Raw genomic sequence first — 15,330 nt, forward strand, 5'->3', positions numbered from 1 at the left:
ATCGATACAAAGCGACGACATTATTCATATAGCTTCCCCTGAAGTAGATAATAAACTTTTTAATAATCTAGCTAACTAATTAATTATATAGTAAAAATGCTAATTTCTTGTTAGAATATTGAATTATATGTAGTTTTCTTTTTCCTGTGCCCTTTAATAAAAAAAGCACCTGAACAATTAGGGTTACAATGTTCGAATGATAGGGAAGCTATATGGTGTTGCTACTTCCGCCTACTAAATATCAGCTTAAGTCAGGCACTGATCCAAAATGAATGAGATTTCAAAGCCAATCTATTCCTTTACGTTTATAAAGGTCAAAGTGACGGACGTTCTAATCATTTCTCTCATCATTGAAGCTGCTCGATGGTAAGGTATCCGGCCACGGATGCCGAAAGAACATTCTTGCCTTGTACCGGCAAAACAATAATAAATTTGGCAAGGATAAGGGCATTTAGAATAAGCCCAAGAGAACCGATGCTGTTCAGCTCGCTGTATAGCCAACAACATGGAAGTTACCGGGCCAAACCACCTTTTGGCAAATGGACGCAGAGTAAGGCTGTGTGGCTGAACTGCAGCGGACTTCTCTACCCCGTATATTATTGATATGTAGGACGGTAACCTAGCCGGATACCATCGAGGTAAGGAGGGGGCGCCGATTTTTTAATAGTAACAATACTAAATTAATAGCTTGCTATATTAGTTAACTTTTTGGAGGGGTTTCAATATGAAAGGTATTATTCTGGCTGGTGGTTCTGGTACTCGGCTTTACCCTCTTACAAGGGCTGTTTCAAAACAAATGCTTCCAATATATGATAAGCCTATGATATATTATCCGCTTTCCGTACTAATGCTCGCTGGAATTAAAGAAATTTTAATTATATCAACACCAAGAGATCTTCCAGGATTTAAAGAGCTATTAGGTAATGGTTCAACATTAGGCATGAAGTTCGATTATACTATTCAAGAACACCCGAATGGTTTAGCTGAAGCTTTTATTTTAGCAGAGGAATTTATTGGGAAGGATCCGGTTGCACTTGTCTTAGGAGATAATATATTCTATGGGTTGAATTTTTCTAAAACATTGCAGGAAGCGTCGAAGTTGAAGGACGGGGCAATTATATTCGGTTGCCTTGTGAAAGATCCAAAGGCCTATGGTGTTGTTGAATTTGATGCTCAAGGGAAAGTTTTATCCATAGAGGAGAAACCAGAGGTGCCTAAGTCAAATTATGCAATTCCTGGTCTGTATTTTTTTGATAACCGTGTTGTTGAAATTGCAAAAAACGTCAAGCCTTCAGCTAGAGGAGAACTTGAAATTACTTCTGTACTTGAAGAGTATCTTGCCCTTGAAAATTTGAAAGTTGAGTTGTTGGGGAGAGGAATGGCCTGGCTAGATACTGGAACACATGAGTCTTTGCTTGAGGCTTGTAACTTTGTGGAAGCTATACAGAAAAGACAAGGGCTCTACATATCTTGTATCGAAGAAATTGCCTTCCGAATGGGTTATATTAAGAAAGAACAATTAGTAGAGTTAGCAACGCCCTTGATGAAAACAGAATATGGTCAGTACTTAATGAATATCGCAAACTAAAAAAAAATTTACATTAGAGTTATCTCTAATGTAAATTTTCTTACTTAAGGGGTTATATCATTTGAATATTATAAAAACAGCCTTGAAAATAATTGCTGCTTTTATGGTGATATATGTAGGTACTTTTAGTAGTATTCATACCTTATCATCGCCGCCTAGTAATATGGAACTTCATATAGAGGTTGTAAGTACGGTTGAAGATACCTTTCAAACGTATTATTCGTATGGAGAAGAAGGGTTCTCGGAAGATAACTCATCAAAAGCAAAATACTCCAATGTTAACTTGCCCGGAACTCTAGTTTTTGAATTGGACGACAAAATTCAGAATATCAGATTGGACCTAGGGAGCACTCCAGCAGATATTAAGATTAATCAGTTAACTATAAAATCATTTCTGAATAGTTATCAAATTGATATTCATAAAATAAGTAATGATAAAAGCCACCAAATTCGTCAATTTATCCCAAATAACCAACATATTAACATATCAACCTCTGGTACTGATCCCTATATTAATTTGCCTGTAGACAAACTTGTATTAAAACAGGTGGAAGAAGACAATAAAATAAAAGAAACAATCAATATTGGCTTGATATCCACAATTCCATCATTACTTTTAACATTTTTGTTGTGGAAAAGAAGAGCTTTGTTATCAATGAGTATGAATTTTTTAATGAATAGAACTCTTATTATTAACCTTGCTAAGAATGACTTTAAAACGAAATATGCAGGATCTTTTTTAGGAATAATCTGGGCGTTTATTCAGCCTATTATTACTGTAGGATTATATTGGTTTGTATTTCAAATCGGTTTTAAATCTGGTCCTGTTTCAGAAGTTCCTTTCATATTGTGGCTAATAGCAGGAATGGTTCCTTGGTTCTTTTTTTCAGATGCTTTTATGAATGGAACGAATAGCATGTTGGAATACAGTTATCTTGTAAAAAAAGTCGTTTTCCAGGTAAGGATTCTTCCTTTAGTTAAAGTAACTTCTGCCTTTATGGTTCATATCTTCTTTATTATATTGGCTTTATTAATCTATGGTATCTACGGGTATCCTCCAAGCATTTATTCAGTTCAAGTTGTATATTATTCTTTTTGTACATTTATCTTAGCCTTGTGTCTATCTTTTTCTACATCTGCAATCATCGTGTTTTTTAAAGACTTAGGTCATATTATTAGTTTAATTCTACAGGTTGGAATGTGGCTGACACCGATTATGTGGAACTACACAATGATACCATCGTCTTATAGGTGGTTACTAAAAATAAATCCAATGTATTACATAGTTGAAGGATATAGAGATGCATTCATCAATCATGTTTGGTTCTGGGAGCGATATAACCAGTCATTATACTTTTGGACGATTACAACAGTTTTTCTATTAGCAGGCATTATTATTTTTAAAAAATTAAAGCCGCATTTCGCAGATGTACTGTAGAAAGAGGTAAGACAAATGAGGAATGTAGAGTCGATTAGTGTAGAAAATATAACAAAGGTTTATAAATTATATGAAAAACAAAACGATCGATTCAAAGAGTCACTTAACCCTTTTCGCAAGAAATATCATAAGGAATTTTACGCTTTGGATAAGGTTTCCTTCTCCATAAACAAAGGAGAAATTATCGGAATTATTGGAAAGAATGGCTCAGGAAAATCTACGATATTAAAAATTATTACGGGTGTACTTTCTCCAACTTCTGGTTCTGTTCAAGTTAATGGCAATATTTCAGCTTTATTGGAATTAGGAGCTGGGTTTAACACTGAATATACTGGTATCGAAAATATTTATCTTAATGGTATGATGTTAGGGTACACCAGAGAAGAAATGGATCAAAAAATAGGTAAAATTTTAGAGTTTGCAGACATAGGGGATTTCGTATATCAGCCTGTTAAGTCGTATTCCAGTGGAATGTTTGCAAGGTTAGCTTTTTCTGTAGCAATAAATGTCGACCCTGAAATATTAATTGTTGACGAAGCTTTAGCTGTCGGAGACTTAAAGTTTCAACTTAAATGCATGGATAAATTCAATGAGTTTAGAGATCAAGGAAAAACTATTCTCTTTGTTTCTCACGATATTAATAGTATCAAAAGATATTGTAACCGAGTCATATGGATTAACGAAGGAAAGTTAATTGCACAAGGGAATACAGAAACAATTTGTGATAGGTATACGGACTATTTGAAATTTGGAGAAGTTAAACAAGAGCGCGAAGAAATGTTCTCCAGTGAAACTGCATCTAGTACAGATTTGATCTTGCAACCAGATATCATTGGATATATTGATTCAGTCAAAATATTAAGTAATCAAAGAGAAGAATTATCTGAAATAAACTTTGGGGCAAACGTCACAATCCAAGTAGATTTTTTTATGAATCAAGATGATCTTGATTTAGTAATTGGAGTAGCCATTCATACCATTGATAATATTTATGTTTGTGGTTTAAACACATTACTGGATAAAGTTAAAGTTGAGTACACAAAAGGTGGAAATACGATATATTTGAACTATAAAAATATTAATCTTCTGGGTGGTAGTTACTACTTTGATGTTGCCATATTTGAAAGTAATGCACATATACCAATAGATTACAAAGCAAAAGTAAAGGAATTTTTCGTATCCGCCCCCTATGTAGGAGAAGGTCTATATATAATGCCACATGAATGGACTATGAAAGGAACAGGAAAATGAAATACGACTTCAGTCTCGACTTACAGACAAATAACTCCTTATCTCTCATAGCTAGAAAAATTATTCCAGGATCAACAATATTAGAGTTTGGTCCCGCTTCTGGTCGCTTAACTAAGTATTTAAAAGAAGAACTTCGGTGTGAAGTGTACATTGTTGAAATTGATCAGGAAGCTGCAGAAATAGCATCTGAATATGCCAATGATGCAGTGATTGGAGATATTGACGACTTTGAATGGGTAAACCGTTTTAAAGATCTTACATTCGACTTTATACTGTTTGCAGATGTTTTAGAGCATTTGCGGTATTCGGAAGAAGTACTATCCCGCTCCTCTCAGTTTCTAAAAGAAACGGGTTCTGTTCTGATATCGGTGCCCAATATAGCACATAACAGTGTAATTATTGATTTATTAAATAATAAATTTGAATATAAAAAAATAGGCTTGCTGGATGATACTCACATTAAATTTTTCACATACGATTCTTTGTTGGCACTGATAGATAGAAGTGGTTTGGTTCCTGTCCATGAACAAGCAATATATAAAAAGGTGGAAGAAACCGAATTTAACAATTACTATACTCATCTGCCTAAAAAGGTACAATTTTATTTAAAAAATCGCCCTTTTGCAGAAGTCTATCAATTCATTTTTGAGTTAAAGCAAAAGGGTCAATTAGAAAATGAGAGTCGAAAGAGAGACGTAAAAAAGCAGTTTAATAACTATTTTGCTCAATTGTACACTGCAAACGGAGGCACTTTCGAAGAAACGCAAAGTATAATTTTAGACATTGGTTCTTCAACACGAACTATTGAAATTGATTTGGAGTGTAGTAAGGATGTCTCTGGATTAAGAATCGATCCCATCAACACAAACGCTGTAATTAATATTAATTCCATAACATTAGTTTTAGATGACTCAACCGAGATAATTATACAAAATTATAGAACAAATGCTACGTTAGTAATGAATAATCGCCATATATTTATTAGTGAAGATCCCCAGATTTATATAGACGAAAAAATTGAAAAGCTTAAAAAGGTTTTAGTTGAAGTGGAATTTGAAGACATTGAATTTGAGACGAATTCTCCTATTGTAGATTTCCTGTTATATACTGTTAAAAACAAACTAGAGTTGATAGAAAAAAACAATCATCTGTTAGATGAATCAAATATAGTTCAGCAAAAATATAACGAGTTATTCAAGGAAATTGAAATTATTAAAAACCAGTATCAACTTCAGTTAAACCATTCACAAAGTATTAATACAGAAGTGCAAATGTTACTAACTGAGAACAACAGCAAAAGGGAAGAAATGCAAGTTCAACTCATAGAGATGGAAGAGAAATTAAAAAATGTTGAAATCTTATTAAGTTCAAAAATAATTGAGTTAGATAATGTACAAGTTGAAACCGAAAGTACAAAAAGTGCTCTCTATGAGAAGGAACTCGTTATAGAACAATTAAAGAATGAGATAAATCAAAAAGATATGTTTCTTAAAGAGATAATGAATTCAAAATGTTGGAGACTATTGGATAAAATAAGAAAATTTAGAGAATTGATATCCAGATAGTTATCTTCAATATTTTCAATGGAGGGAATGAAGTCAATGTCCGACACAAAAGTTTGGGATTGTTTATCCAATATTATTTCTCGGAATAAAGATAAGAATTTGCTTTTTAGGAAAAGTTTTAAGCCTATTCTTGAAAGTGCGGTAAATGTAGAGGACGGAGCAGAACAAGATTTTAAGCCCGCCAATCAAGAGGAACCGGTACATTTGATATTTCAAAATAAATATACCCCTAAATACCTCAAACTAGTACACTCAATCAGTAGCCCCAATAATGACGGTAAGATTGAAATGTATAATGAATCCAATTTACCATCTAATTTGCTTTTTGATATTGGACATTTTAGTAACAGCAGTATTTCATATTATTGTAGATTTAAAGACTCTGTTCGACACATGATTATAACAGTTACAACAAAAGAAGAATTTAACATAAACCAGTTAGAATTCATCGAGATATCCAAATTAGAGTATAAGTTTAGAAAAGCGCAGCTATATCTCAAAAAAATTAAAAATATTGTAAATAAGCAACCCCATCTGAAGCAAAAATTTGTTCATGAATTAAAAACTAGAGGGTTAAAGGCAACATTGAGCAAAGTGAAAGCAAAGATGCTTAATTATGATCTAAACACTAATGTAATCCAATATACAGGTAACGAGTTAAGAGATTTCAATACTAATAAAGATTCGATACTTGTCATATCACACGATGCCCAACGTGCGGGGGCTCCACTGCTTGCTGTCAATATTGTAAAAACATTAAAAGAGATCTTCCACAAAGATGTTTACGTTATTCTTATGAAGGGCGGACCGAGCGAGAATGAATTTTCTAAATATGCAAACGTAATTAATTTGAACCAGGGATCTTTATCAAACCTGGAAAATGAGAAAGAAGTGCGTGCAATCCTAGCCGCTCTCAAAGAAAAGGGTGTCAATCAATGTATTTCCAACACTGTTGTTTCCGGTGCACTGAATAAATTGCTATTTGAAGCTGGTATCAATACGGCAACATTAATTCACGAGTTGCCAACATCTATTAAAACATACAACTTCACTCAGTCAGCAGAATACGTTAGTAAATACTCTAATAAAATAATATTTCCTAACCAATTTGTTAGAGATGAATTTCTAAAAGAGTATACTGTTAATCCCGATAAAATATTTATTAAACCTCAAGGCTTGTATACAAAAAGAGATGATAAATTAAACAAAGTTGAATCCAAAAATAAAATTTGTGAAAAGTTGGGAATCCCTTCGGATTCTAGCATTATTTTGGGTTGTGGATATGCTGATTTACGTAAAGGTATTGATAAATTTATTTCTACAGCTGATGAGGTAGTAAATGTTCGAGGAAAAGATAATATTCATTTTGTTTGGCTAGGTGATTCGGATTCTATTGTTGAACAATGGATGAAACACGACATCAGTATTCTGAATCTTAAACACAACTTTCACTTTGTAGCTTATGATCCTCAACCACTCGACATTTTTGCTGCTGCGGATGTGTTCTTGTTAACTTCTCGTGAAGACCCTTTTCCGACCGTTGTGCTGATGGCATTAGATAATGGGACTCCTGTGATTTCCTTTAACAAATCTGGTGGTGTGCCAGAGTTAATGGATAAAGTAGATGTTAAAAGTATACCTTACTTAAATGCATCCAAAATGGCGGATGAGGCCATCAGAATAATTGAGAATGAAACGGAACGACAAGTAATTTCCTCAAAAGGAATCGAATTAATAGAACAAGAATATGATCACAATTCATATGTTGCCCGTTTGATAGAAATACTGGAGGGTGACAATGCTCAATATGAAAAAAGGGTAAAAGTGCTAAAAGAGAAGACATTCAAAGTTTCTGTTATTATCCCTAATTATAACTATGAAAAATTTCTGCCAGAGCGAATAGAGTCAATTATCAGTCAAACTTACCGTCCTACAGAGATAATATTTTTAGATGATAGATCTAAGGATAACAGTGTTCAAGTAGCTCGAGAGATTCTAGAACAATCCGATATCGCGTTCAAAGTAATAGTAAATGATGTGAATGTAGGGTGTTTTGGTCAATGGATCAAAGGAATTGAAGAGTCATCGGGTGACTTGATATGGATAGCAGAAGCAGATGATGTTTGCGAAACAAACTTCTTAGAAAACATGGTTGGTTGTTTTGTTGACCAAGAAGTAAATTTGGCGTATGCCCAGTCACAAATTATAAATGAACACTCTCAAAAAATTAACTACAGGTATACCGAATATACTTCTGATCTATCTGAAGATAAGTGGCTTCATGCATATACACTTGAGGGACGAGAAGAGATCGTTGCGGGACTGGGAATCAAGAACACAATTCCAAATGCAAGTGCGGTTGTTATGAGAAAATCAGCTTTGCAAGGAATAGAAAAAGAATTAAGTCAGTATCAAATAAGTGGTGACTGGTTAACTTATGTTTATATTCTCCGAAACGGTAAAATTTCTTTTTGTCCACAAATTCTCAATTATCATAGAAGACATTCGCAAAGTATTATTAGTGTAAAAGAGCAGAGTTCAGAATTGTATCTAGAACTCATAAAAGTTAAACGATATATTGTTCAAAACTTTGATATTCCTTTGTTCATTAAAAATCGGTTTATTAATCATATTAAATCAGAATATGAGAGATTAGGTTGCAGAGGATTTTCTGATCGGAATATAAGTACTAATGAAAGAGTTGCAGAGGAGTATTCCAAACTCCAAGAGTTGTTAGAGGAAAAAATTGAACAGACCAACTATTTACAAGTAAAAAGAAAATTTTATTAATAGCTCCCGATTTTGAGGTGGGAGGCGGCCAAATGCTTGTTGTTAGATTGGCTAACTTCTTTGCTGCAACTCAAGACGTGTATGTATACAACGCGCGACCGTGGCTGTGGAATAAACAGATATTAAATATGTTTTCCCTTAATGTTCGTATATTGAATAGCTCTGGAAACCCTGAGGAACTAAGAGACTATATAATAGAAGAGAAAATTGAGGTTATCAATTCGCACATTTGGTGGTCAGATAAAATCGTTTACAAAGCAATTCAGGGACTTGAAAAGGTCAACTGGATATTATCTATGCATGGTTGCTATGAAAATATGATTGAAAACCCGGATATCGATCAAGAATTTTCAATAATAATTAAAGATTTAATGCATAAAGCCAATCATATTATTTATGCTACAAGTAAAAATACAAAGATATTTGATGTTATTAAACTTAAAGATAGAGATAAAGCCCAAAAGGTTTACTATGGTTACAACCTCCAGAGTATCCCCCCTAAATCAAAGAGGTTATTAAATATTCCAGAAGGGGAATTTGTCTTTGGCTTGGTCTCTAGAGCTATTAAAGAAAAAGGATGGGAGGAAAGTATATCAGCTGTTATTCGCCTTAATAACATAATGCAAGAGTGTATTCATCTTATACTGGTGGGACATGGAAATTATGCACAAGAACTAAGAGAAAAATATTTAGAATATCCATATATTCATTTCGTTTCCGAGTTTACTGAACCTTCAGAATGGATCGGATGGTTAAAAATATTTGATGTAGCTATTTTGCCAACCTACTTTGTTTCAGAAAGTCTTCCTAATTCCATTATTGAGTATCTAGCTTATAACAAGCCTGTCATCGCAACTGATATTGGTGATATCAAGCATATGATTTATTCAGAGAAAACTCACAAATCTGCAGGTATATTACTGAATTTGAACGAAGATCGGCGTGTTGAAGTTGAGGATATTGTCCAAGCTATGAAGATTATGTTGACGGATGAAACAAAATATAAGGAATATAAATCTCATACAAATATACTCTTTGAACAGTTTCAAATGGAAAATTTTGCCCAAACATATTTCTCGCTTTATTTAAACTTCGATAAGAACTCAAAAGAGCTAGTGACAATTGAAAATTTTGAATATCAAGTTAGCTCCCCTAGACTTATGCAGTCAGATCGCCGTAGGTAATGGTATCCGTGGATATACAAGCAGTTAGCAGGCGGTTAAACATCTGACCTTCAAACTGCCTACGATTGGTACGAAAACAAAATTCATTCAGATAGGACTGCAGGTGCTTGGTGTCCAAACCGTGAAACGTACCGCCAATAAGGGTTTTCGCGTTGGAAATCATCGTATGCAGCCATTTCAAGTGATCAGGATTATCGTCTACATTGAACTTGATTGGTTGGTGATCATATTCTTCAGCGAGTGCATTGTACGATCGATAAGCGTCGCTACTGATCGTCGAACCTGGCTCGATGTGCTGTTTTGCAAACTCGACAAGCGTCTTACCTTTCACATCTGGAATCACCTGCATTTTGACGTATTGCAGTGCTCCCTGCTTATTGAGCGAAACCCCAACAAGCACCGGTGTTTGATCCGCGCCGCGCCCGCGTTTGCGCCTTCTGTTGGCGCTCCGAAGAAAGCGTCATCCAACTCGACCAAACCAGCTAGTTGGTAGTGGGCATCGCGATCACCCATGGTTTTGTGAATCTTGTGAAGCATTAACCAGGCTGTAGGGTATGAGATTTCCAATTCGCGTGAAAGAAAGACAGCGGAAACTCCGCGTTTATCGTGCGCAACAAGGAAAATCGCCCAGAACCAGGTCAGCAGCGGAGTATGGGATTTATGCATAATCGTGCCAGCAGTGACAGACGCCTGATACTTGCATCGCGTGCATTGATACAGTTTGCGGCTTTCTAAGAAGTAGAATGCATTGTGCTCACATTTGGGGCAACAGAATCCGTTCGCCCATCGGATCTGGAACAGATGCTCGCGGCATGCGTCCTCCGAGTGAAACTTTTTTTGAAATTTTTTCAGTGTAACCAACCACTTCTTGTTGAGCCATGTTAACCGCAACCGAACATTTGTTTGTATGAAGTATATCGAACGAATGTTTGTATGGGAAGGCTTTCCTGAGGCAACTTGATATTCATATTGAAAATATCTGATGGTGTCGAGATATTAACTAGGAGGATCCACATGCAAAAGAATAATTGCATTATTTTGGGTGGGGGAGGGTTTATTGGGCAAAATTTAGCTAAATACTTAAGTGAAGATGATTATAATGTAACTATTTATGATAGAAACTTGAAAAATAAATATATTCCTAACAAAAAAATTGTCAGGATAGAAGGGGATTTTTTCAAGGAGGATAATTTTTCGGAAATAGTAAAAAACAAAGACACTGTTATTCACTTAATTAGCAGTGTATCTCCTTCTTCATCTATGAATGACATTTATACTCCTTATAAAAACGATGTTATTAAGACGTTGGAACTTTTGGAATGTTGTAAATCGTTAGGAATTAAGAGAATAATTTTTCTATCTTCAGGTGGAACTGTTTATGGAAATACGGATGATGAAGCATTGAAAGAAGATTCCCCTACTTATCCTATTAACAATTATGGAATAATGAAACTGACAATAGAGAAGATACTCTTAATGTATAATAAAATATACGGGATGGAAAATATTATACTTAGAGTGTCAAATCCTTATGGTAAGGGTCAGAATCCTATGAAAAGAATTGGCGCTGTTTCCGTTTTTATGGACAAAATTATTAATCAAAATCCTATTACTCTTTATGGTAATGGTGATATAGTCAGAGATTATATTGAAATTTCCGATGTATGTAATGCGATTACGCTTTCACTAAATTATAAAATAAAAAGTAATGTTCAACCCGTGTTTAATGTAGGTACAGGTAAAGGAATCAGCCTAATGGAAATTATTAAAGAGATTGAGCTGATTTCACAAAGTAGAGCACAAATCGTGCACTATGAAGAAAGGGCTATTGATGCGAAGATTAACGTTTTGGAGATGTCCAAATCAAAAAGGGAACTCGGTTTCATCCCCAAAGTTGACATAAGAACCGGTATCGCTAGATTATTTGAGGAAAGAAAAAATATGAAAGACATAAGTGGTTGAGGGTGGCATGAAAGTTACCATAGTTATACCTAATTACAACGGTGCAAATTATTTGAGGAGTTGTTTAGATTCCCTAAAAATCCAAACCTTCACAGATTACGAAATTTTAATGGTTGACAATTGTTCACAAGATGAAAGTATTAATTTGGTGGAAAGAGAATTTCCTAATGTGTTAATAGAAAAATTGGATCAAAATTATGGTTTTAGTAAGGCGGTCAATGAAGGGATTCAACTAGCCAGAGGAAAATATGTTGTTTTGTTAAATTCAGATACTGTTGCTACAGCCAATTGGCTACAACAGCTTGTCGATTGTATAGAACAAGATCATAATATTTTTTCCTGTGCTAGTAAAATGTTGCAGTATCATAATCCGACTAAAATAGACGATGCAGGAGACTGGTACAGTGTTTTAGGATGGGCATATCAGGAAGGGCATGGAGATTCCAAAGAACTCCATAATAAAACTAAAGAGATTTTCAGCAGCTGCGCAGGTGCAGCTATTTATAAAAAAGAACTTTTTTCTAATGTAGGTCTGTTTGACGAATTATTTTTTGCATATTTAGAAGATGTAGACATTGGTTATAGAGCTTTATTACAAGGGTATAAAAATATTTACTGTCCTGATGCGCATATTTATCATATAGGTAGTGCTACTTCTGGGGGAGGTTATAATAGCTTTAAAGTAAGGTTATCGGCTAGAAATAATGTTTATTTGCCCTACAAAAATATGCCTAATTTACAACTTCTAATCAATCTCCCTTTCTTGTTGTTAGGATTCTTGGTTAAATATCTTTTCTTTAAGAGAATAAATCTAGCTGATGACTATTTAGATGGATTCAAGGAAGGTCTAAAAACACTAAATAAAGTAAAAAGAACTAAATGGGAGATAAGATTTTCTTTTAATTACGTAAAAATCGAGTATTATCTCTTTGCAAATACTTTTAAATATATATTAAAAAAGTTAATAAAATAACCAATAAATAATAGGTAGGTATTGGATGGTGGTTTTTGATGAAGCTTATAAAAACTAAGTTGGACGGGGTATGTATTTTCGAACCTGATGTTTTCGGTGATCACAGGGGATTCTTTATGGAAAGCTACACAAAGAGTAAATTTCTTAAGTTAGGAGTACATAATGAATTCATTCAGGACAATCATTCTTTATCAGTTGAGGCCGGAATATTGAGGGGTCTTCACTATCAATTGAATCCTAAAGCCCAAACTAAGCTTGTTAGAGTCACAAGAGGTGCAATCTTTGATGTAGTAGTAGATATTCGCAAGAACTCGTCAAGCTTTGGTCAGTGGTTAGGTATTATTTTAAGTGAGGATAATAAAAAGCAACTTTTAGTTCCAAAGGGGTTTGCGCATGGCTTCTGTACGATTGTACCTAATACAGAAGTAATGTATAAAGTGGACGAATATTACTCTCCCGAACATGATCGAGGTATCTCGTGGAGTGACCCAGCTTTGGGTATTGAATGGCCAGTTTCCAATCCTATTCTTTCAGAAAAAGATGGAAAGCATCCAAACTTGATAGACGCAGAAATTAACTTTTAATAGAAATTGGAGGATATACATCATGAAAATCTTAGTAACAGGCGGGGCAGGATTTATTGGCAGCAACTTTGTTATCTACATGCTTAATCAATACCCAGATTACGAGATCATCAATTTAGATGCATTAACCTATGCAGGGAATTTAGAAAATCTGTCTCGAGTTGAGAACAACCCGAGGTATGCCTTTGTAAAAGGGGATATCTCTGATCGCTCTGTAGTTGAAGATATTTGTTCAAAGGGTATAGACGCAGTAATTAATTTTGCTGCCGAATCCCATGTGGACCGGAGTATCTTGGAACCTGAGATTTTTGTCAAAACAAACGTTCTGGGAACACAGGTCCTGTTAGACGCAGCAAAGAAATACGGAGTTAAAAAGTTCGTACATGTTTCAACAGATGAGGTTTACGGTACATTAGGTGAGACAGGTTTGTTTACGGAGTCGACGCCCTTATCTCCAAACAGTCCATACTCTGCAAGTAAAGCAGGCTCAGATTTATTGGTTCGAGCCTACCATGAAACTTTCGGTTTAAATGTGAATATCACTCGTTGTTCCAATAATTACGGCCCGTATCAGTTTCCTGAGAAGCTGATCCCATTAATGATTGCTAATGCATTAAATAAAAGAGACTTGCCTGTTTATGGTGACGGTCTAAATATCCGTGATTGGCTTTATGTTGAAGATCATTGCAGCGCTATAGACTTGGTATTACATAAAGGCATCAATGGTGAAGTATACAACATTGGCGGAAATAACGAACGTACTAATATTGAAATCGTAAAAACCATATTAGCCGAGTTGGACAAGCCCGAATCATTAATTAAGTATGTAGATGACCGCTTAGGCCATGATCGCCGCTATGGTATTGATGCAACAAAAATTGTGACGGAACTTGGGTGGGAACCTAGGTACCCGTTTGAAAAGGGCATTAAAGCCACCATTCAATGGTATTTAGATCATCAAGATTGGTGGAAGAGAATACAATCCGGTGATTATCAGATGTATTATGAACAACAATATGGGGCCCGAATGGGTGGATAATCTATGAAAATATTAGTGACTGGGGCCAACGGCCAGCTAGGGCAAGATGTAGTCAAAGTACTTGGAAACCACCATGAGGTACTGGCTTTCGGTAAAGAACAGCTTAACATCACTAATCTAACTCATGCAAGAGATGTAATCCACGCTTATAAACCGGATGCGATTATTCATTGTGCTGCCTACACTGCTGTGGACTTGGCAGAAACCGAAGAGGACCAGGCGTATTTAGTTAATGCGGTTGGAAGCCGAAATATGGCCATAGCTGCGGAAGAGGTAGGAGCCAAACTGTGTTATATAAGCACGGATTATGTGTTTGATGGTAAAGCGGCTATTCCCTACAAAGAATACGATAATACCAATCCTCAAGGGGTTTATGGCAAGTCAAAGAGAGCTGGAGAATTATTGATTCAGTCTTTATCTTCAAGGTTTTTTATAGTAAGAACCTCCTGGGTATATGGACAATATGGAAACAACTTTGTAAAAACAATGTTGAAGATTGGTAAAGAACGAGATTCTTTAAAAGTAGTACAGGATCAGATCGGTTCTCCTACCTTTACAGTTGACCTGGCCTTATTCTTGAATAATCTGATCCAAAGCGAAAACTACGGTATCTACCATGCTTCTAATACCGGTACCTGTTCTTGGTATGAATTCGCGCAGGCTATTTTTGAGTTAAGAGGAATGAATACGAAGGTTCAACCCTGCACCACCGAGGAGTTCCCACGTCCGGCTAAGCGTCCACAATATTCAGTAATGGATCACTTATACTTAAGGATCAATGGGTTTAATGATTTAAGACATTGGAAAGAAGCCCTGAAAGAATTCTTAGCAGAATATAATGAGGAGAAATAAGACTTGAACATCAGGTCTTATTTTTTGCCTCACTCTCTTGTTAAGTTACGTGTTATAATGAACATTGGAAAATAGTTCGGCGGGTGACAGTTAATGGACTTAAG

The 15,330-nt window shown here is 35.2% G+C and carries 11 protein-coding genes and 1 pseudogene; 11 read left to right on the top strand and 1 reads right to left on the bottom strand.

Annotation, left to right across the window (positions count from 1 at the left end; genetic code table 11):
* Positions 1-724 precede the first annotated feature (724 nt).
* From rfbA to JMF85_RS07130, 6 genes are all read left to right on the top strand, one after another.
* A complete protein-coding gene (gene rfbA / locus JMF85_RS07105; protein ID WP_201317967.1) occupies positions 725-1,588 on the top strand; it encodes a glucose-1-phosphate thymidylyltransferase RfbA in 864 nt (287 codons plus the stop codon).
* A gap of 61 nt (positions 1,589-1,649) precedes the next feature.
* The gene (locus JMF85_RS27955) at positions 1,650-3,026 is read left to right on the top strand and encodes an ABC transporter permease (RefSeq protein WP_236595761.1); all 1,377 of its coding nucleotides are present in this window, start codon (positions 1,650-1,652) and stop codon (positions 3,024-3,026) included.
* Between the two features lie 15 nt (positions 3,027-3,041).
* Positions 3,042-4,277 (top strand): ABC transporter ATP-binding protein, encoded by a 1,236-nt coding sequence (locus tag JMF85_RS07115; RefSeq protein ID WP_201317968.1) that lies wholly within the window; start codon positions 3,042-3,044, stop codon positions 4,275-4,277.
* Positions 4,274-5,842 (top strand): class I SAM-dependent methyltransferase, encoded by a 1,569-nt coding sequence (locus JMF85_RS07120; RefSeq protein WP_201317969.1) that lies wholly within the window; start codon positions 4,274-4,276, stop codon positions 5,840-5,842. The genes JMF85_RS07115 and JMF85_RS07120 overlap by 4 nt, the downstream gene beginning before the upstream one ends.
* A 36-nt stretch (positions 5,843-5,878) precedes the next feature.
* Entirely contained in the window at positions 5,879-8,632 is a 2,754-nt protein-coding gene (locus JMF85_RS07125) for a glycosyltransferase (RefSeq protein WP_201317970.1), read from the top strand.
* A 32-nt stretch (positions 8,633-8,664) separates the two neighbouring features.
* The gene (locus JMF85_RS07130; RefSeq protein WP_201317971.1) at positions 8,665-9,816 is read left to right on the top strand and encodes a glycosyltransferase family 4 protein; all 1,152 of its coding nucleotides are present in this window, start codon (positions 8,665-8,667) and stop codon (positions 9,814-9,816) included.
* Here JMF85_RS07130 and JMF85_RS07135 read toward each other — a convergent pair.
* Positions 9,791-10,677: pseudogene (locus tag JMF85_RS07135) on the bottom strand (IS1595 family transposase). The gene JMF85_RS07130 and the pseudogene JMF85_RS07135 overlap by 26 nt on opposite strands.
* Before the next feature lie 153 nt (positions 10,678-10,830).
* Between JMF85_RS07135 and JMF85_RS07140 the strand changes: the two are divergent.
* From JMF85_RS07140 to rfbD, 5 genes are read left to right on the top strand one after another with little or no spacing between them, the layout of a single operon-like run.
* Positions 10,831-11,778, top strand: a complete 948-nt coding sequence (locus JMF85_RS07140) for an NAD-dependent epimerase/dehydratase family protein (protein WP_201317972.1) — start codon at positions 10,831-10,833, stop codon at positions 11,776-11,778.
* A 7-nt stretch (positions 11,779-11,785) separates the two neighbouring features.
* Entirely contained in the window at positions 11,786-12,751 is a 966-nt protein-coding gene (locus JMF85_RS07145; RefSeq protein ID WP_201317973.1) for a glycosyltransferase family 2 protein, read from the top strand.
* A gap of 38 nt (positions 12,752-12,789) precedes the next feature.
* Positions 12,790-13,335, top strand: a complete 546-nt coding sequence (gene rfbC, locus JMF85_RS07150; RefSeq protein WP_201317974.1) for a dTDP-4-dehydrorhamnose 3,5-epimerase — start codon at positions 12,790-12,792, stop codon at positions 13,333-13,335.
* 22 nt (positions 13,336-13,357) lie between these two features.
* Positions 13,358-14,374 (top strand): dTDP-glucose 4,6-dehydratase, encoded by a 1,017-nt coding sequence (gene rfbB, locus JMF85_RS07155; protein ID WP_201317975.1) that lies wholly within the window; start codon positions 13,358-13,360, stop codon positions 14,372-14,374.
* 3 nt (positions 14,375-14,377) lie between these two features.
* Positions 14,378-15,226: a dTDP-4-dehydrorhamnose reductase gene (gene rfbD, locus JMF85_RS07160; RefSeq protein WP_201317976.1), complete on the top strand. Its 849-nt coding sequence runs from the start codon at positions 14,378-14,380 to the stop codon at positions 15,224-15,226.
* The last annotated feature ends 104 nt before the right edge of the window (positions 15,227-15,330 follow it).

The sequence above is a fragment of the Paenibacillus sp. EPM92 genome, from assembly GCF_016586185.1.
Classification (GTDB): domain Bacteria; phylum Bacillota; class Bacilli; order Paenibacillales; family NBRC-103111; genus Paenibacillus_G; species Paenibacillus_G validus.

Excerpts from the sequence above, each read along its gene's own strand:
- JMF85_RS07130 (WP_201317971.1), top strand. The coding sequence starts at position 8,665 with ATGCTTGTTGTTAGATTGGCTAACTTCTTTGCTGCAACTCAAGACGTG.
- rfbA (WP_201317967.1), top strand. The coding sequence starts at position 725 with ATGAAAGGTATTATTCTGGCTGGTGGTTCTGGTACTCGGCTTTACCCT.
- rfbD (WP_201317976.1), top strand. The coding sequence starts at position 14,378 with ATGAAAATATTAGTGACTGGGGCCAACGGCCAGCTAGGGCAAGATGTA.
- JMF85_RS07115 (WP_201317968.1), top strand. The coding sequence starts at position 3,042 with ATGAGGAATGTAGAGTCGATTAGTGTAGAAAATATAACAAAGGTTTAT.
- JMF85_RS07140 (WP_201317972.1), top strand. The coding sequence starts at position 10,831 with ATGCAAAAGAATAATTGCATTATTTTGGGTGGGGGAGGGTTTATTGGG.
- JMF85_RS07120 (WP_201317969.1), top strand. The coding sequence starts at position 4,274 with ATGAAATACGACTTCAGTCTCGACTTACAGACAAATAACTCCTTATCT.
- JMF85_RS07145 (WP_201317973.1), top strand. The coding sequence starts at position 11,786 with ATGAAAGTTACCATAGTTATACCTAATTACAACGGTGCAAATTATTTG.
- rfbB (WP_201317975.1), top strand. The coding sequence starts at position 13,358 with ATGAAAATCTTAGTAACAGGCGGGGCAGGATTTATTGGCAGCAACTTT.
- JMF85_RS07125 (WP_201317970.1), top strand. The coding sequence starts at position 5,879 with ATGTCCGACACAAAAGTTTGGGATTGTTTATCCAATATTATTTCTCGG.
- rfbC (WP_201317974.1), top strand. The coding sequence starts at position 12,790 with ATGAAGCTTATAAAAACTAAGTTGGACGGGGTATGTATTTTCGAACCT.